This window comes from Aureimonas sp. AU12, assembly GCF_001463705.1.
Classification (GTDB): domain Bacteria; phylum Pseudomonadota; class Alphaproteobacteria; order Rhizobiales; family Rhizobiaceae; genus Aureimonas.
Genome location: NZ_BBWH01000028.1, coordinates 126752 through 145570 on the forward strand (window position 1 = coordinate 126752; position 18819 = coordinate 145570).

Here is an 18819-nt window from a genome sequence, read left to right on the forward strand (position 1 = left end):
TCTGGTGCGTCCGTCCGCTGGGTGGGATCAGAGAAAGGCGGTGGAGAAGAAGGGCACGGCGGCGATGGCGAGAAGCCCGACCATGAGAGCCGCGATGTAGGGCCAGATCGCGCGCATCGCCTCGTCCGGCGAGACGTTGCCGATCTTGCAGGCGATGTAGAAGCCGATGCCGATCGGCGGCGTCATCAGGCCGATGTTCATCGCGGTGACCACCACCATCGAATAGTGGATGTCGTTGATCCCCAGCGATCGGGCGACCGGAAACATGATCGGCGCCATCAGGACGATGGCCGGGAGGCCTTCCAGCACGCAGCCGAGCACGAGGAAGATGACGATCGTGACGCCCATGAAGGACAGCCAGCCGCCGGGCAGGTCCTGAACGGCGGCGACGAGCTGGCCGGCGAACCCGGTCTGCGTCAGGGCCCAGGCCATGGCCGAGGCCGTGCCGAGGATGAGGAGGATCGCGCCCGACAGCGCCGCCGTCTCGACCAGCATGGAATAGAGCTTGGCCGGGCGGATGCCGCCATAGAGCACGGCGCCGATCGCCAGCGCGTAGAGCACCGCGATGGTCGAGACCTCCGTCGCCGTGGCGATGCCGCCGCCCACCGCCGAGCGGATGAGGAAGGGCAGGAGGAGGGCGGGCGCGGCGATGACCAGCGTGCGGCCCATCACGGCGAAAGAGGCGCGGCGCACGCCCTCGCGCGACTCGCCCCGCGCCTTCCAGCGCGCCAGCACCGCCAGCATGAGGAGCAGCACCATGGCGATGGCGAAGCCGGCGGTGAACAGGCCGGCGATCGAGACCCCGGCGGCCGAGCCGAGCACGATGAGCACGATCGAGGGCGGCACCGTGTCGGCCATCGCTGCGCCGGTGGCCAGCAGCGCGATCATCTCGCGCGGCTCGTGGCCGCGCCGCTTCATCTCGGGAAACAGCGCCGGGGCAACGGTCGCCATGTCCGAGACCTTCGAGCCGGAAATACCGGAAACGAGGAAGAGCGAGCCGAGCAGCACGTAGGACATGCCGGCCTTCACATGGCCGAGCAGCGAGGCCAGGAACTCGACGATGGCGCGACCCATGCCGGTGGCGTCGAGGACGCAGCCGAGCAGCACGAAGATCGGCACGGAGAGAAGGATGATCGAGGACATGCCCTCGTCCATCCGCCCGATCATCACGAAGACCGGCACCGAGGTCGAGAAGGCGAGGAAGGCCAGCGTTCCCAGTCCGAAGCAGAAGGCGATGGGAACGCCGAGCGCCAGGAACAGGCCGACGAAGCCGATGAGGAAGATCGGGATACTCCAGTTGCCGAGATCGCGCAGCACCGGCGTCAGCTGCCAGAGGCCGAGCGCCGTGATGGCGATGAGCGCGAGGCCGGCGAGGATCAGCCAGGGGCGCGCGTCGCGCAGCGCGTTGACCACCGCCAGCAGCAGCATCAGCGCGATGCCGCAGGGCAGGGCGGAGGCGCGCCAGCTCATGGGAATGTTCAGCGCGGCGGAGGTCACGTAGGCCTCTTCCGAGGCGTAGTCGATCGCCGGCAGCAGCATGGCGGCGAGGAAGGCGGCCATGAGGAGAAGCGCGAGCGTCGAGGCGAAGGCGCGAGCCTGTGGCGGCAGCAGGTTGACGAAGACGGTGAGTCGCAGGTGCTCGCTGCGGTCCACCGCCATCGCGGCGCCGAGCATGGCCAGCCAGAGGAAGGAAAGCGAGGCGACCTCGTCGATCCAGATCACCGGCGTCGAGAAGACGTAGCGCGAGAGAACGCCGACGAGGAGCAGCCCGATGATGAAGGTGAGAAGGGAGGCGGCGATCCATTCCACCGGCCGCATCCAGCGCGAGCCCGGCTGCACGCTGGCGCCTTCCAGGCCCGCGACGAGGGCGGGATCGTCGCCCACCATGGTGCTCAGCGTCATCGCGTGTCCTCCCCCGGGTCGCGCTGGTCTCGACTGTCGCGGGGAGGCCGGATCGCCTGTCGGCGTCCGTGCAGAGCGAGCTGGAGACCGCCGCGCGTTGCCGCGCTGCACGATCCCGTTGACGACGCCGGGCGGCGCTGTCCTTCGTTCCTCCCCCGGCGGCGATCATTCGATCTGTCCGCCGTATCGGTCCATTGGATGGACCTTGTTCTTCGCATTGGTGCAATCAGAGCACGAAGCGTCGCGACATGACAAGCCGCCGGTGGCCGGTTTGTGAAGGAAGACGGGTCGGCAGGCGTGATGGCGTCTTGCCGCCCGTCGATGCCGATCGCTGCGGATCCTCGGCTCTGGATGGGAAGCCGGAGCCTGAAAGGTCGTGATCTCAAGCGTTCGAAGCGGATGATGGCGGCCCGACGTCGATCGAGCATCCCTCCGATCGTTCACACCGGGCCTGTCCAGAGGCGCCGAGCGACCGGACGCACCCAATGATCACGCGTCCGTCAGCCTATGCCGCGCCTGCCGATCGAGAGGTCTGGATCGATCCATATTGTGGACCTTGTAGAGGTCGGTGAAGAGGCGGTCTGACGTTTGGCCGCCAGCCTACCGCCGCGCCACGATCGCCGAGGCCAAGCGGATGCCGAGATCGACCGTGCCGGCGGCGACGAGGCCGATCGCGAGACCGGCCGCGAGGTCGCCGGGATAGTGATGGCCGCGCGGCACCTGGATCGCCGCGATGGCGGCTGCGAGGCCGAAGGCGGGAACCGACGCGGCCGGGTAGTGCGGGATCAGCGAAGCCGCCGCCGCGACCGCGCCGGCCGTGTGCCCGGACGGGAAGGAGCGATCGCGTCCGTCCTCGCTGGTGCCGGGGCGCATCTCGTAGCGGTTTTCCTCCACGGCGACGCCCGGCCGGGTGCGGTTCACCCGGTCCTTGATCCAGCCCTTGGCGAATGTGGCAAGGCCGTGCGCCGCGAGCATCCGAACGCCCGTGGCCGCAAGGCGGGAGTCGCGCCGCAGCAGGCCGGCGAGGATCGTCAGGCCGCAGACCACGGCGAGTTGCGGCTGATCGGCGATTTCGCTGAGCGTTCCGGCAAGGCGCACGAGCGGCCGGTTCCGGTTGCGCGCCGCCTTCGCGCCCGCTTCCACATCGGCCTTTTCCAGATCGCTGGTTTCGGGATCGGCCTGCGGCGACGTCGTTCCTTGGGTCATGGACGCTCAACCCGAGGCGTGCCTTCCGGTTCCGGCGCCTCGGGGACGGCGGGACGGGTCAGGCGATCAGGCGGCCAACCGGATCGGCGTCGCCGCGTCGAGCCAAAGGCTCTTGCGGATGTGAAGGGCATCGAACCCGCAGGCCAGCATGGCGGACGTCAGATGCCCGCGCAGCCCGTCGTCGAGGCCGAGGCGAAGAGCTGTCGCGAGCGGCAGCGGCAGGCCGGCCAGCGCGACGCAGAACAGAAGATCCTCGAAGCTCTCGACCTTTGCCGCGGCCATCGCCGTGGCATCGTTCAGCCGTCCGGCGGACCAGGCTTCGAGCGTCTCGTGGATCGATTGGATGTCTTCCATGCTTCCTCAAATACCCCCGATCGCCGAAGGATCCGTGGAAGGTCGGGCGTATGGTGAATGAATCGTTGCGGGGCGCGGCACCGGTCGTCGCGCTCGTCGAACGCTCTCCCGCCATGCCGTGCCTATGCCTCTCAAAGCCCGCGGACACAAGCCATGACGGTGTCGAAAGCCGCGGTCTCACTCGCAGCGGATCGTCTGCTGGGCCTGATAGGTTCCGGCCGAAAACACCCCCGTCGCCTTCGTCGCGGTGAGATCGAGTTCCAGCGACTGGGTGCCGTTGAGAATGATGGCCGAGAGAAGATTGAGGGCGCTGGACGAGCCGAGCGTGCGCCAGCCGCCGGCGAAGGCGACGGTGGGGTCGGCGGCGTTGGGCGCGGCGGTGAAGCCTGCCGGCTGGACGACGCTGAGCGTGAAGCAGTTCAACGGCAGGCCGAGACTGCAGAGGAGGGCGGGTATGCCGCCTCCGGCCAGCGCCGTGACCTTCGCCCGCGCAGAGGAGCCGCCTGGATTGAGCGAGGACAGCGTCTTGAGATCGGGCGAGACCTTGAGGACGCCGGGCGTCTCGACGACGATGGTGCAGGTGCCGAGCGCCGCGCTGCGCGCCGACGCGGAACAGGCGAGGACGAGCACCGAGGCGAGGCTTGCGATGCGGAAGCATCGGCTGGCGGCATCTCTTGCGCGGCGCGTTGCCGCTTTCGCAGCGCTAGCGCTTGGCGGCGCGCGTTCCGTCATCGCTCCATCCCTCCTTCGCCCAGTTCCGGTCGTCCGCCGTGGCCGATGCCGGGCGCGCCTCGGCCACGGCGCCGCCCATGCCCATCTGCAGGAGCTTCAGTTCCATCTTCAGGCGCGCGACCTCCAGTTCGTAGAGCTGCGAGCAGTCGAGGCGCTTGCCGCTGCGGCCGAGCGGGATCACGACGCGGCCGTAGGTCGAGACCTCGCCTGAGCGGTTCGAGCTGCCGTTGATGGCGCCGACGTCGAGATAGGCGCCGGAGCCGCCGACCGCCGAGCGACAGGTCGTGCCGTCGGAGGCATGCACCTCGTCCTGCCCTTGGGGCAGCGTAACGCCGGGCAGGTTGAAGCCGCTCTGGGTCTGGTTGAGATAGTAGATGTCCTCGCCGCGGGCGGTGGTCGCAGTCGCGGGCAAGGTCATGATCGCCATCAGAACGGCGACAGCCTTCGTGCGAGAAATTTTCCGCATATCTGTGCCTTGATCTGGGTTTGACCGTTGGGAAAGGGGACGCTTTCGGCACAGACGCGCACCTTGCGCATCCGGTCGCCGTCGAAGGGGACGACGACCGTCACCGGCCTCGACCCCTGGCTGCCGAGCGCGAACTCGGACGGCGAGACGCGGGCGGAGATCTCGTGGAAATCCTGGTCGTAGACGCGCACCTCCATGCGGATGCGGTGCGGATAGGGGTTGGAGGGAACGACCTTGAGGGCGAAAGCGTCCGAGAAGCTCTTGATCTCGCCGCGCATCGGCGACATCGACTGCGCCGCCGCGACCGACCCCCATCCCCCCACGATCGGCAGCGACACCACTGCCACCCATGCGAGATGGTGAACGATGTGTCGCCTCACTCGCATCGCACCGTCACCGTGGCGGCATAGGCGCCGTTCTTGAACGTGTTGGTGCCGGTCTTGGTGCCCGTTAGATGCACGGCCAGCGTGTTGGTGCCCGAGCCCGCGATGGCGGTCGCCACGCTCGTGTCGGGAACGGTCTGCGCACCCGTCATCGAATAGGAAGGCACCCAGGTCGTCGCCGTCGAATCAGCTGCGGGAACGCTGACGGCGCTGACGGGGTCGAGGCTCACCGTGACGTTCCCGGTGGTGGTGAGCGTCAGCGCGCCGGCAGAACCACCGGTATTGTGAGAGCTGAGAGTCTTCAGCGTCGGATCCGGGGTCATCGTGCCCGATCCGTTCGTCACGGTGATCGCGCAGCTCGAGGTGACCGTGCCGTTGAAGGTGACGGCCCCGGTCGCCGCAAGGGCCGGAGAGGGCAGGGCCGGCAGGACGAGAAGGCCGCTGGATAGTGCGGCGAGGGCGGTTCGTTTTGCCATCTCGAAGACCTTTGTCTGCAGGAGAGATGACATAGGAATTATCGCCGGAAGGTTGTGTAGAACTTATGGTTCTAGACGAGTTGTGGTCGGGCGCATCAAGATAGTCGAACGATTGTCGCGCGATCTATTATTTGCCGCGTTTCGGCCGTAGAGATTGACGATAGGAACTGGGACGCCCGCATTTGCTTTCAGGCTGGCGACATCGGTTCGAAACCGATGCGCCGACCTTGAAAAGAAGAATCTGCAAAGCCGATGGTGAAGAGCGAGCAACTGAACGAAGTGGTGGGCGCTCGGCTGAAGCACCTGCGGGAGAGCAAGGGTTTCACGCTGGTCAGCCTGGCGCGTGAACTGGACATCACCTACCAGCAGGTCCGCAAGTACGAGAGCGGCCTCAACCGGATCAGCGTGGTCTCGCTGATGGAAGTGGCCCGCATCCTCGACATCGAGATCGCCGAGTTCTTCGATGGGCTGATGCCCCGTCACAAGGCGGTGGCCCCGGCGGCCGAAGCGGAGCCGAAGCTCGACCAGACGATGGCAGCAGCCCTCGACCGGATCGAGGATCCGATCGTGCGTCGGCGCATGCGCGATCTCATCGACGCGCTCGAAGGCACGGCGCAGGCGGAAGCGATCGGTCGCTAGGGCCCGCGCGTCGACGCGCCGTCAGGCCCGCGATGCATCCGCCTGCGCGGCGAGCGCCGGGGCCGGGCGGTCGAGCAGGCGCTCGATGCGGGCGGCGAGCCCCGCGCACTGGACGCGGATATCGGGCACCGCCGTCACCTCCCAGAATTTCGCCGCCGTCAGCGGCCCCAGCGCGAAGACGCGGGGCGATGGCGTGCCGGCCGCGCCGAGCACGGCGCTGTCGTCGTCGACGTCGAGGCTGAGGCCGAGCGGATCGCGCCGGATCGTGCCGCCGGCTTCGAGCGCTGCGAGAAGCGGCGTGCGGAACGGCAGGTCGGGCCGCAGCGTGCCGGTGCAGGCGAGGATCCGGCGCACCGGCAGGACGAGGATCGCGCCGTCGCTGCGGCTGCGGATCGTCGCTTCGCCCCCAACGGGCGTCGCGGTCGCCGACAGGAGGCGGCCCGCCAGGATGTCCAGCTGGCCGGAAGCCTGCGCGGCCAAAATCCGCTCGCGGCTTTCCGCCGGCATGCGGTGGCGGTGAATGTCCCAGAAGGTGCGGGCGTGGCGCAGGAAGCGGCGCTTGGCCGTCGGCGTCAGCGAGGTCCAGAGCGCGGCGGTGTGCGGACGGATGCCGTCGATCACGTCGCGCCAGTCGCGCCCCTCGCTCACAGCCCAGGCGACCGTGCGCCGGAACCAGCGCGACAGATACGAGATCTCGGTGCCGAAGGGGATATCGGCGGGGTCGAAGGGCAACGGCTTGTTGCGCGCGTGCGGCTGCGGCAGCTTGCCGTGGCGCGACAGCGCGACGATGCGCCCGCGATGCCCGGCATTGAGGAGCCGGATCACCGCATCGACCATCGTCAGGCCGGTGCCGACGATCAGCACCGTGTCGTCCGGCGCGATGCCGTTGTGCTCGGGCGAGCCCCAGGCGTCGCCATGAAGGCTGCCGGGTTCGAGCCCGGGCATGTCGTGGCCGGTGGCGAGCACGGCGGCATGGCCGATCAGGTCGCTGCCATCCGCCATCTGCGCGGCGACGCCGCTCTCGCTGACGCCGAGGCCCACGCACTCGCCGGTGACGATGTCGAGCCGGCCGTCGCCGCTGCCGGTGCGATAGGGCGCGAGCAGCCCTTCGAGATAGCGGCCGTAGAGCTGGCGCGGCACGAAGCAGAACGGGTCGGCGCAGCTGCGGTTGGGGTCGCTCGCGTGGCCGTTGTCGACCAGCCAGCGCCAGAAGTGCTCGGGATCGGCGGGGAAGGCGCTCATCGAGGCGGCGCGGGTGTTGAGGATGTGGTCGCTGTCATCGGTCGAATAGGCGACGCCGCGGCCGATCTCGCGGCGGCGCTCGACCAGGGTGACGCGCAGGCGGCTGCCCGGCAGGCCCAGCAGATGGGCAGCGAGGAGCGTGCCGCTCGCGCCGCCGCCGATCACGAGGATTCGTCCGCTCGCGCTCATGCCGCGCGCTCCTGCAAGGGCCGGGTCAGGCGGTGGCGGCCCAGGCCTCCGGCGCGGCGTCGAGAAGCGCGGGCATCGATTTCAGCTCGGACAGCGTCTTCTCGTCGAGAATCGCCGAGATCGCGTTGCGCACCTCCAGCATGACCAGCCGCACCGAGCAGCGCTCCACATCTCCGCAGTCGTCGCAGCGCCGATAGGCCGTGCGGCTGGCGCAGGCGATGGGCGCGAGCGGTCCGTCGAGCACCCGCAGGATATGGCCGACCCGGATCTCCGGCGGCGTGCGGGCCAGCGCGTAGCCGCCGTTGCGGCCCTTGCGCGCGTGGACGAAGCCGGCATTGCGCAGGTCGCCGAGGATCGTGTCGAGGAATTTCTTCGAGATCGAGTTCGCCGTCGCGATCTCCTCCGAGAGAGTCAGGCGCCCCGGCTCGGCGCCGGCCAGATGCAGCATGGCCTTCAGCCCATACTTGCCTTTCATCGTGAGCATCGCGGGGCTGCCTCGTCTGCACGGGATCGCGGCGATCCTCGTCTATCGACGAGATATAATGATCGGCGGGGCCGGTGCCTAGCGGGAAGGACGGAATGGGCATCGGGCAACCTCGTGGCAGGAGGGAAGCGCAGGCTGCGATCTCAAATCATTGTCTATAATCTTTGTAGAATGCAAGCCGGGTGTTCTACGCCCTTCGGAAGACGGGGTGCATCGGACGCCCGTACATTCGCCATTTCGGGTCGATCGACGGGTCGGGATCGACGTATCGAAAGAGGGGCCTGCTCGACCGAACGGGACACGGCCCCGATTGAATGTTGCGATGCCCGTCTCCTCCGCCGGGCGAGCTCTCGATGGGCCGCGACGGCCCGCCGAGCGGGATGACCCGCAAACGCTCCACAAGATTCTGTTCCTTCTCCACAGGAAAATAATCATACGTCCAGGCTGCTTGACTCGTCTTAGGCGCTCTGGAATCCATGGGGAACATAGAGGGAACAGTTTTGCTGATCCCTTGAGCGGAACGACGATGCGCGGCATCGGCGACGGGAGGTTTCATGGCGTCTGGATGGGAGGGAGACCGGCGGTCGCCATCGCGTTCCATGCCGGGAACCGCAGGGCGGACGATGCCGGCAAACGTCATGGATTGCAACGACTTGTCGCCTGACAATGCATGGAAGGCGGGGCACGGTATCGAGACCGGTATCGATTCGGGCTCTCTTGCATCCCCGCCGTCCCGCTCGTCGCTCGTGGAGGGGCTGCGCGCGGCCATCTGCCGGATCGAGGGGGTCCCGGCCGCCCGGCTCGAAGCCTCGCCGCCGCGAGACGTGGGACGGCCGGATCAGGACCGTCATCCTAGTTCTCCCTCCGATCGGGCCGCGAGGCTGGCGACGGGAATCGCGAAAGCCGATCGCCTTCTCGGCGGCGGGTTTCCACGGGCCGCGCTCACCGAGATCCGCATCGACGCGGTGCGCGACGGGGGCGCTGGCCTCGGCTTCGCGCTGGCGCTCGCCGTGCTCTTCGGCGCCACCGCGCGCCGTCCGCTGATCTGGATCGCCCCCGCCGCCATGCTCGGCGAGGCCGGGCTGCCCTATCGTCCCGGCCTGGCCGGCTTCGGGCTCGACCCCGATGCGCTCGTCGTGGTGCGCACGCGCCGGCTGGAGGACGCCGCCTGGGCCGGCGAGGAGGCGGCCCGCTCGGGTGCGGCCGCGCTCACCATCCTCGAACTGCGCGGCAATCCCGCGCGCCTCTCGCTCGAGGGCACGCGGCGGCTGCACACCCGCGCCCGCGACGCGGGGCGACCCGTGCTGCTCCTGCGCCAGGGCGCCGAGGCCGAGCCCACCGCCGCGCCGCTGCGGCTTCATCTCTCGCCCGGCCGCGCCGCGCCGGTGGACGGCCTTGCCGACCCCCGGCTCATCGGCCGCCCGCGCTTCGTCCTTGCCGTCGAGAAATCGCGCGACGGCCGCTCCGACCACATGCTCATCGAATGGAACAGCCATGACCGACGCTTCGAAGACCCCGCCGCCGCGGTTCCTGTCGCTGTCGCTTCGACGCCTGCCGAGCGACCGGATCCGGCGCGAACGCTTCGGCCGGTCTTGGCGCTCGGTGGCGCCCGACGCTTGGGGTGAGGTCGCCGCGCCTCGCATCATTCGCGAGGTTCAGGGTACCGCCAGCGCCGCGGGACGCGCCGGCGATGCGCGCCGGTCCCCCCCGTCCGGCTTCGCCGAGGCTCCGCAGGCATCCTTCGGCGCAGGCTCCACCGGCTTGGCGCAGGGCGCTCTCCTGCCGGTGCCCGTCGCCGCCGGCAGCGCCCATCGCCCGCCGCTTCGCGCTGCGCTCGGTCTCGGCGGCCCCGCGCCGCTGCCGGCCGCCGGTGCGCTCGTGCCGCTCGCCCTGTTCGAGCGCCGCGAGGGTGCCGACCGGATCTCGGCCGTCTCGGCCGAAGCCGAGGCGCTGGGGCTGCGGCCCGGGCTCGGGGTGGCCGAGGCCCGCGCCCGCTATCCCGCGCTCGACCTCGTGCCGGGCGACCCCGCCGCCGACGCGCGCCTGCTCGAAGCCGTCGCCGACTGGTGCGATCGCTACACGCCGCTCGTCGCCCTCGACGGGCCGCACTCGCTGCTCCTCGACATCGCCGGCTGTGCCCATCTCTTCGGCGGCGAGCAGGCGCTCATGGACGATCTCCTCGCCAAGCTCGCCGCGCAGGGCTTTGCGGCGGAGGCGGCGGTGGCTTCCACGGCGGGCACCGCGAGCGCCATCATGGCCTCCGGCGCTTCGCGGTTGAGCGTCCCGCCTGGCGGTGAGCGCGCCGCGGTGGAGGCGCTCGGCCTTGCCGCGCTCCGGCTCGACCCCGCGCTCGCCGGCTCGCTCCACCGGCTCGGCCTCAAATGCGTCGGCGATCTCCTCGCTTTGCCGCGCGCCGCGCTCACGCGCCGCTTCGGCGCGGATCTCGCCTGCCGGCTGGACGAGGCCGTCGGCGCCTCGCGCCGGCCGATCGGGCCGCGCCGCCCCGTGCCGCTGGTGATTCACGAGCGCCGCCTGTTCGAGCCCGTCAGCCTGCATGAGGACATCCTGCGTCTCGCCGGCCATCTCGCCGCGCGGCTGCGCGAGGATCTGGAGCGGCGGGGCGAGGGGGCCCGGCTGCTCGAACTCGCGCTGTTCCGCGTCGATGGCCGGGTGGAGCGGCTGATGGTGCGCACCGGCGCGCCCTTGCGCGATCCCGTCCGCATCGAGCGTCTCTTCACCGAACGGCTGAAGGCCACCGGCGACGAGATCGACGCCGGCTTCGGCTACGATCTCGTGCGCCTGTCGGTACTGGCCACCGAGGATATGGCGGAGCGCCAGAGCGATCTTGGCGAGGATCCGAAAGCCCCCGAGGAGACGCTGGCCGAACTCCTCGACCGGTTGAGCACCCGGCTCGGAGAGGCCTGCGTCTTCGGCCTCGGCGACGTCGCCTCGCACCGGCCGGAGCGGGCCCAGCAGCGGGCCCGGCACTTATGCGCGCCGGCGCTCGCCGTTCCCGCGCACCTGCGGCTCGATAGGGGCGCGCGGCCGCTGCGCCTCTTCGAGACGCCCGAACTCGTCGAGGCCACCGCCGAGGTGCCGGACGGGCCGATCCGCCAGTTTCGCTGGCGCCGCGCCTTCTATCGCGTCGGGCGGATCGAGGGGCCCGAGCGCATCGCGCCCGAATGGTGGCGCGAGGCGGCGGGACCGGAGCGCGACTATTTCCGCGTCGAGGACGATCACGGCCGGCGCTACTGGCTGTTCCGCGAGACGCTGGCCTCCAGCCCGGTGCCCGGCTGGTTCCTGCACGGCCTCTTCGCGTGAGCGCCCCGGCGGAGGAGCCGCGCGTCATTCCGCCGGGCACGGGCTTCTGCGAGATCGGGGCGGCGTCGAACTTCTCGTTCCTGCGCGGCGCCTCGCATCCGCGCGAGCTGGTAAGCGCGGCGAACCTCCTGCGGCTTGGGGGCCTCGGCCTTGCCGACCGCAACACGGTGGCGGGCGTCGTGCGCGGCTACGGGCAGGCGCGAGAGGAGGGCTTTCCCTTCCGGCCGGGCGCCCGCCTCGTCTTCGCCGATGGGGCGCCCGACATCTTCGCCTATCCGCGCGATCGCGCTGGCTGGGGCCGGCTCTGCAGGCTGCTGACGGCTGGAAACCTGCGCGCCGCCAAGGGCGCCTGCCATCTGACGCTGGCCGATCTCCTCGAATGGGGGGAGGGGATCAATCTCGCGGTGTTGGCCCCCGATGGCTTGGGCGGTGACGGGGCGGCCCCGCAAGCGGCGCAGGATCGGCTGGACGGCGCGCTCGAACCCTTGCGCGCGGCCTTTCCCCGCCGGGTCCGGCTGGCGCTGGCGCCGCGCTTTGACGGCGGCGACGCGCGCCGGCTCGCCCGCGCCGCGCAACTGGCGGTCGACCGGGGCACGCCGCTCCTGGCGACGAACGACGTCTTCTACCACGTCGACGAGCGCCGGCGGCTCGGCGACGTCGTCACCGCGATCCGCGAGCATGTGCCTCTGGCCGAGGCCGGTTTCCGGCTGGCCGCCAATGCCGAGCGCCGCCTCAAGCACGAGGGCGAGATGCTGCGCCTGTTCCGGGGGCATGAAGGCGCCATCACGGAAGCGCGGCGCTTCTTCGGCGAACTCGAGTTCGACCTCAAGACGCTGCGCTACGAATATCCCGACGAGGGACTGCGCCTCACCCGCAGCCCCGCCGCCGAGCTGCGGGCGCTGGCCGAGGCCGGAGCCCTCTGGCGCTACCCCGACGGCGTGCCAAAGAAAGTCACGCAGCAGATCGACCGGGAGATGGCGATTATCTCGCAGCTGAAATACGAGCCCTACTTTCTCACCGTCCACCGCATCGTCGAGGCGGCGCGCGGCATGGGCATCCTCTGCCAGGGGCGGGGCTCGGCCGCCAATTCCACCGTCTGCTACTGCATCGGCGTCACCGAGGTGAATCCCGAGATCACCGGTCTCCTGTTCGAACGCTTCATCTCGCCGGACCGCGACGAGCCCCCGGACATCGACATCGACTTCGAGCACGAGCGGCGCGAGGAGGTGATCCAGTGGATCTACGAGACCTACGGCCGCGACAAGGCCGCGCTCGCGGCCACCGTGATCAGCTATCGCACCCGCTCGGCGGCGCGCGAGGTCGGCAAGGCGTTCGGCCTGTCGGAGGATGCGGTCTCGGCGCTTTCAGCCTCGGTCTGGGGCTATTCGCCCTCCGATCTCGGCGAGCGCGAGGTGGAGGCTGCGGGTCTCTCCGCAGCCGATCCGACGACCCGCAACGTGCTGGCCTATTCCAGCGAGCTGATGGAATTCCCGCGCCATCTCTCGCAGCATGTCGGCGGCTTCGTGCTGACGCGGGGGCGGGTGGACGAGGTGGTGCCGCTGCTCAACACCGGTATGAAGGGACGCACCATCGTCGAGTGGGACAAGGACGATCTCGACGAGCTCGCCATCCTCAAGATCGACATCCTGGCGCTCGGCATGCTCTCATGCCTGCGCCGCGCCTTCGACATGCTGCACGAGATCTATCCCGGCGAGGTCGGCCGGGATGGCGAGAAGCCGACGCTCGCCACGCTGCCGATGGAAGGGCCGAAGGGTCCCGTCTGGGCGATGACGCACCGGGCCGACACGCTCGGGGTCTTCCAGATCGAATCGCGCGCGCAGATGACGATGCTGCCCAAGCTCCGGCCGAAGGAGTTCTACGACCTCGTGGTGCAGGTCGCGATCGTGCGTCCCGGTCCGATCCAGGGCAACATGGTGCATCCCTACCTCAAGCGACGCATGGGGCTCGAGAAGGTCGACTATCCCAGCCTCGAACTGAAAGCCGTGCTCGAGCGCACCTGGGGCGTGCCGCTGTTCCAGGAGCAGGCGATGCAGATCGCCATGGTCGCCGCCGGCTTCACCGGCGCCGAGGCCGACCAGCTGCGCCGCGCCATGGCCACGTTCAAACGCTCGGGCAAGGTGCAGGACTTCCGCTCCAAGATGATCGAGGGGATGGTCTCGAAAGGCTATGAGCGCGACTTCGCCGAACGTTGCTTCCGGCAGATCGAGGGCTTCGGCGAATACGGCTTCCCCGAGAGCCACGCGGCCTCCTTCGCGCTGCTCGTCTACGCCTCCTGCTGGCTCAAGTGCCACTATCCCGACGTCTTCGCCGCCAGCCTCCTCAACTCGCAGCCGATGGGCTTCTATGCACCGGCGCAGATCGTGCGCGACGCGCGCGAGCACGGGATCGAGGTGCGGCCGGTCTGCGTCAACGCCTCGCGCTGGGACCAGTTGCTGGAGGCTCGAGCCTTCGATCCCAGCCGGGTCGCGCCGCGCCATCGCGAGATGGCCGGGGCCATCCGGAGCCGCCACGCCGTGCGGCTCGGCTTCCGGCAGGTGAAGGGGCTGCCCGAGGCGGAGATGGAGCGGCTGGTCCTCGAGCGCGACGGGGCGGGCGCGTTCGATTCGGTGCGCGACGTGCAGCGGCGCACCGGCTTGGCGCGCCGCACGATGGAGCGCCTCGCCGATGCCGACGCCTTCGCCGCGCTCGGCCTGTCGCGCCGCGACGCGCTCTGGGCCGTCGAGGCGCTCGACCCGGTGAGCGAGGATCTGCCACTCTTTGCCACGGCGGGGAATGCCGACCTGCGACCCGAGCCCGAGGTTCACCTGCCGGCGATGCCGATGGGCGAGGAGGTCGTCAACGACTACCGCTTCCTGTCGCTGTCCCTGAAGGCGCATCCCGTCTCGTTCCTGCGGGACAGGCTGACGGCGCTCGGCATCGTCCGGAACGCGGCGATGGAGACCTGGCGATCCGGGCGGCAGGCCGATGTCTGTGGCCTCGTCCTCATCCGCCAGCGTCCGGGCTCTGCCAAGGGCGTCATCTTCATGACGATCGAGGACGAGACCGGCGTCGCCAACATCATCGTCTGGCCGAAGGTCTTCGAGGTGTTTCGCCCGGTGGTGCTGGGCGCGCGCTTCGTGCGGGTGCGCGGGCGCATGCAAAGCGACCGCGGGGTGATCCATGTCGTCGCCGAGGGGATCGAGGACTTGTCGCCGCTGCTCTCGCATCTCGTCGCCGGCGGGCTCGAGGGGGCGCGCACGCTGCAGCCGACCGACCACGTGAAGAGCCCGCTGCGATCGCCGACGCGACCGCGCAGCGTCGACGGCACGATCAGCGACGAGATCGCCGAGGCCGCCACGGCTCTGGCCACGGCGCTGGCGCGTGCCGACGAGGTGCGCCGCCCTGTGAACGAGGCGGCGATGATGGGGCGGCTCCTGGCGCGACACCGCCCGCCCTCGCAAGCGGGCTCAGGTGGTGGAGCCGACGGGACTACGGTCGGCGACACGCATGCGGTCCTGCCACGCGGGCGCAACTTTCACTGATCGCGAGCCGGCCGGCCGATCCGGAATAAGGCTACCGGTGCCGTAAGGAAGCCTGAACACGAAGCCGTGAGTGCACAAGGCCCGACCCGCCCCCTAGGAAAACCTCGTCCACGATTTAGTTTGGTTCCAATAAGGCAAAAAGGTGGCATGTTCGTGGGCGTGCCGCCGCCTTGCCGGGGGACGACGATGAGGACGATGCGGCGGGACGGCCGTCATGTCTTCGACTGAGGGGCTTATCCTGACACGCTGCCACGTTTCGCCGCCATGCGCCGATCGATCTCCCAGCAGGGCATCGAACGGTCCGGCGTGCCATGCCCCTATCGCTTCCGTGTCGCGCCGGCTGGCGCGGCCGCTGGCCGTCCTGTCGCTTGCGGTGCTGGCGGGCTGCCAGGGCCCGCAGTCGGTGTTCGATCCCGCTGGCATGGAGGCCGAGCGGGTGCTCGGCCTGTTCTGGGTCATGTTGGCCGGCGCCGTCGCGATCTGGCTCGTCGTCATGGGCATTTCCGTCTACGCCACGAAGGCGCATCCCGAAGCCCATAGCGAGAAGTCGGGCTTGCGCCTGATCCTCTGGGGCGGCGTCGCCTTTCCGGTGGTGGTGCTGACGGCGCTCCTCGTCTTCGGCCTGCAGATGATGCCGGCGTTCCGCGCACCCGCCGACGGGCCGCGCATCGCGGTCTCGGGCGAGCGCTTTTGGTGGCGCGTCCATTACGACACGCCCGATCAGCCCGGCGTCGCCAAGGCGCTGTCGATGGTCGGCACGCCCTCGGCCAACGAGGTCTGGCTGCCGGTCGGGCGCCGATCCGAGATCCTGCTCGGCAGCCCCGACGTCATCCATTCCTTCTGGGTGCCCAACATCGCCGGCAAGACCGACACCATCCCCGGCCGCATCAACCGGCTCGTCGTCGAGCCGACGCGCGAGGGCATCTACAACGGCATCTGCGCCGAGTTCTGCGGCACCGCGCACGCCCAGATGGGGTTCCGCGTGCGCGTCGTCAGCGAAGCCGACTACGCGGCGAAGGTGGCGGCGGAAGCCGCGCCGGCCGCCGTCCTCGACCATCCCGGGCGCGAGGCCTTCGAGCGCAACGGCTGCGGCGCCTGCCACCAGGTGCGCGGCACGCCGTCTGCCGGCCTCGTCGGCCCCGATCTCACCCATCTCGCCGCGCGCCAGACGCTCGGCGCCGGAATCCTGCCCGTGACGCCTGACAACATCGCGCGCTTCGTCGCGCTCACCGAACACGAGAAGCCGGGCGTCCAGATGCCGGCCTTCGCCATGCTGCCGGAGGCCGAGATCGCGGCGATGGCGCAGTGGCTGGGAGCCTTGAAATGAGCGCCGCCGCCGAACTCATGGCGATGCGCCGTGCGGACGATCCCGACCAGGAGGACGAGGCCGTCCGCCGCGGCCAGCAGGAGCGGCTGATCAAGGTCTGGGAGAGCCCGAAGGGCTGGCGCTACTGGTCCGACGTCAACAACACCACGGTCGGCGTCTGGTACACGGCGACGGCCTTCGCCTTCATGCTGTTCGCCGGCGTTCTCGGCCTGATGATCCGCGTGCAGCTGGCGGTGCCCGAGAACGACTTCCTGTCGGCGACGATGTACAATCAGGTGTACACGCTGCACGGCACGGTGATGATGTTCCTCTTCGCCGTGCCGATCTTCGAGGCGGTGGCGGTGATCCTCCTGCCGCAGATGCTCGGCGCGCGCGATCTGCCGTTCCCGCGGCTCTCGGCCTTCGGCTACTGGTGCTTCTTCATCGGCGGCATCTTCGTCTGCGGCTCGATCTTCTTCGGGCAGGCGCCGAACAGCGGCTGGTTCATGTATCCGCCGCTGACGACGCAGGAGCGCTTCACTCCCGGCTACGGCGCCGACATCTGGCTGCTCGGCCTGTCCTTCATCGAGGTCGCCTCGATCGCGGCGGCGGTGGAGCTCATCGTCGGCGCGCTCAAGTGCCGCCCGCCGGGCATGCGCCTCAACCTGATGCCGCTCTATGCTTGGTATGTGCTGGTGGTGGCGGCGATGATCCTCTTCGCCTTCCCGCCACTCATCGCCGGCGACATCCTGTTCGAGCTGGAGCGCCTGTTCGACTGGCCCTTCTTCGACCCGACGCGCGGCGGCGATCCGATGCTCTGGCAGCATCTGTTCTGGATCTTCGGCCATCCGGAGGTCTACATCATCTTCCTGCCGACCATCGCGCTCTTCGCGATGATCATCCCGACCTTCGCGCAGCGCCCGCTCATCGGCTACTCGTGGATCGTGCTGGCTGCCGTCGGCACCGGCTTCCTGTCGTTCGGCCTGTGGGTCCACCACATGTTCACGACCGGCCTGCCGGCCATGTCATTGGGCTTCTTCTCGGCGGCATCGGAGGCGGTGGCGATCCCCACGGGCGTCCAGATCTTCGTGTTCCTCGCGACCTGCCTTGCCGGCCGCATCCTCTATTCCGTGCCGATGCTCTTCGTCTCAGGGTCGCTGGCGATCTTCGTGCTCGGCGGCCTCACCGGCGTCATGGTGGCGCTGGCGCCCTTCGACTGGCAGGTCCACGACACCTATTTCGTGGTAGCGCACCTGCACTACGTCATCCTCGGCGGCGTGCTGTTCCCGATCGTCGCCGGCCTCTATTACTACTGGCCGATCGTCTCGTCGCGGAAGCTGCACGACCGCTGGGGCAAGGTGGCGTTCTGGCTGATGTTCATCGGCTTCAACGTGGCGTTCTTCCCGATGCACTATTCCGGCATGATCGGCATGCCGCGCCGGGTCTACACCTATCCGGCGGCGCTCGGGCTCGAACTGCCGAACCTGATCTCCACCGTCGGCGCCTTCGTCTTCGCGGCGGGCTTCCTCATCGTGGTCGCCGACATGCTGCGCCCGCGCAAGGACCCCTATGCGGCCCGCAACGTCTGGAACGCCGGCACGCTCGAATGGGCCGGCGAGGTGCCGGACCAGCCCTGGGGCGTCAGGTCGGTGCCGATCATCAAGTCGCGCTACCCGATCTGGGACCAGCCCGGCCTTCTCGACGACATCGACAAGGGCCGGTTCTACATGCCGGACGCGCAGGAGGGGAAGCGCGAGACGATGGTGACGACCGTTCTCGACGCCGAACCGGTGCAGTGCCTGCGCGTGCCCGGTCCGTCCTTCGTGCCGATGATCGCCGCCTTCTTCCTCGGCGCCTGCTTCATCGCCGCGACCTTCCACTACTGGACGCTGACGCTCGGTGCGCTCGCCGTGGCCATCTTCGTCATCATGTTCTGGCTGTGGAAGGCAACCTCGGTCATTCCCGAGAAGGACGAGAAGTATGTCGGCCTGGGGCTGACATTGCCGATCTACGTGTCGGGCCCGCATTCGGTCTCGTGGTGGGCGATGTTCATCACCATGATCGGCGATGCCACGGCCTTTCTCAGCCTCGTCTTCGGCTATTATTTCTTCTTCACCATCCATGCCGACTTCCCGCCGGCGGGCACGCTTGGTCCCGGCCTCCTCTGGCCGAGCGTCTCGCTCGCCCTTTTTGCCGCAGCATGGGCCGGCGCGGTCTTCGCACGCCGCGAGATGCGGCGCGGCGGGGTCATGCTGTCGCGCCTGATGATGCTCGTCGGCATCGTCGCCTCGTTGGCGGCGGGAGCGGCGCTGCTCTGGGCGCCGCATGTCACGGGTCTGCAGCCGAGCGTCCATGTCTACCCGGCAACGGTCTGGGTGCTCTGCATCTGGACGGCGATCCATGCCGGCGTCGGGGCGCTGATGCTGTCCTACTGCCTGGCGCGCTCCTTCGCCGGCAAGCTGACCCCGCGCTACGACATCGACATCGCCAATGTCGCCCTCTACTGGCACTTCGCCGCGGCCACCGGTTTCGTCACCATCCTGACGATCGCCTATTTTCCTCTGACGGTCTGAGGCT

Annotated in this window: 15 protein-coding genes; 6 read left to right on the forward strand and 9 right to left on the reverse strand. The window is 69.2% G+C overall.

Translation table 11 applies throughout. The features are described from left to right. Nucleotides 1–27: 27 nt before the first annotated feature. The 7 genes from AUL33_RS11895 to AUL33_RS11925 form a co-directional block, all read right to left on the reverse strand. Complete coding sequence (locus AUL33_RS11895) at nt 28–1902, reverse strand: TRAP transporter large permease subunit (RefSeq protein ID WP_062207919.1); 1875 nt, start codon at nt 1900–1902, stop codon at nt 28–30. Nucleotides 1903–2502: 600 nt separating this feature from the next. Next, nucleotides 2503–3108, reverse strand: coding sequence for a phosphatase PAP2 family protein (locus tag AUL33_RS11900; protein WP_062207921.1), 606 nt, complete (start codon nt 3106–3108; stop codon nt 2503–2505). Between the two features lie 66 nt (nt 3109–3174). Beyond that, a complete protein-coding gene (locus AUL33_RS11905; protein WP_062207925.1) occupies nt 3175–3462 on the reverse strand; it encodes a hypothetical protein in 288 nt (95 codons plus the stop codon). 177 nt (nt 3463–3639) lie between these two features. Beyond that, nucleotides 3640–4194, reverse strand: a complete 555-nt coding sequence (locus tag AUL33_RS11910) for a hypothetical protein (protein WP_156419383.1) — start codon at nt 4192–4194, stop codon at nt 3640–3642. Beyond that, complete coding sequence (locus AUL33_RS11915; RefSeq protein WP_244492153.1) at nt 4166–4621, reverse strand: hypothetical protein; 456 nt, start codon at nt 4619–4621, stop codon at nt 4166–4168. The genes AUL33_RS11910 and AUL33_RS11915 overlap by 29 nt, the downstream gene beginning before the upstream one ends. Further along, on the reverse strand, nt 4621–5007 hold the full coding sequence (locus tag AUL33_RS11920) for a hypothetical protein (protein ID WP_082652533.1): 387 nt from the start codon (nt 5005–5007) through the stop codon (nt 4621–4623). The genes AUL33_RS11915 and AUL33_RS11920 overlap by 1 nt, the downstream gene beginning before the upstream one ends. A gap of 29 nt (nt 5008–5036) precedes the next feature. Then, nucleotides 5037–5519, reverse strand: a complete 483-nt coding sequence (locus tag AUL33_RS11925; protein WP_244492156.1) for a hypothetical protein — start codon at nt 5517–5519, stop codon at nt 5037–5039. Nucleotides 5520–5771: 252 nt separating this feature from the next. Between AUL33_RS11925 and AUL33_RS11930 the strand changes: the two genes are divergently transcribed. Beyond that, nucleotides 5772–6158: a helix-turn-helix domain-containing protein gene (locus AUL33_RS11930; RefSeq protein ID WP_062207935.1), complete on the forward strand. Its 387-nt coding sequence runs from the start codon at nt 5772–5774 to the stop codon at nt 6156–6158. Nucleotides 6159–6179: 21 nt separating this feature from the next. On the opposite strand, the gene AUL33_RS11935 is transcribed toward AUL33_RS11930, so the two are convergent. Next, nucleotides 6180–7589 (reverse strand): FAD/NAD(P)-binding protein, encoded by a 1410-nt coding sequence (locus tag AUL33_RS11935; RefSeq protein WP_062207938.1) that lies wholly within the window; start codon nt 7587–7589, stop codon nt 6180–6182. A gap of 25 nt (nt 7590–7614) precedes the next feature. Continuing rightward, complete coding sequence (locus AUL33_RS11940) at nt 7615–8073, reverse strand: Rrf2 family transcriptional regulator (RefSeq protein WP_062207941.1); 459 nt, start codon at nt 8071–8073, stop codon at nt 7615–7617. Between the two features lie 653 nt (nt 8074–8726). On the opposite strand from AUL33_RS11940, the gene AUL33_RS23045 reads away from it, so the two are divergent. The 5 genes from AUL33_RS23045 (at nt 8727) to ctaD (ending at nt 18815) form a co-directional block, all read left to right on the forward strand. Then, nucleotides 8727–9698 (forward strand): ImuA family protein, encoded by a 972-nt coding sequence (locus AUL33_RS23045; protein WP_374754426.1) that lies wholly within the window; start codon nt 8727–8729, stop codon nt 9696–9698. 253 nt (nt 9699–9951) lie between these two features. Further along, nucleotides 9952–11394 carry a DNA polymerase Y family protein gene (locus AUL33_RS22175; RefSeq protein WP_374754428.1) on the forward strand — a complete coding sequence of 481 codons (1443 nt, stop codon included), beginning with the start codon at nt 9952–9954 and terminating at the stop codon, nt 11392–11394. Between the two features lie 26 nt (nt 11395–11420). Beyond that, nucleotides 11421–14936 (forward strand): error-prone DNA polymerase, encoded by a 3516-nt coding sequence (locus tag AUL33_RS11955; protein WP_062208305.1) that lies wholly within the window; start codon nt 11421–11423, stop codon nt 14934–14936. 328 nt (nt 14937–15264) lie between these two features. Continuing rightward, nucleotides 15265–16263, forward strand: a complete 999-nt coding sequence (locus tag AUL33_RS11960; RefSeq protein WP_244492158.1) for a c-type cytochrome — start codon at nt 15265–15267, stop codon at nt 16261–16263. 23 nt (nt 16264–16286) lie between these two features. After that, complete coding sequence (gene ctaD / locus AUL33_RS11965) at nt 16287–18815, forward strand: cytochrome c oxidase subunit I (protein ID WP_062208308.1); 2529 nt, start codon at nt 16287–16289, stop codon at nt 18813–18815. The last annotated feature ends 4 nt before the right edge of the window (nt 18816–18819 follow it).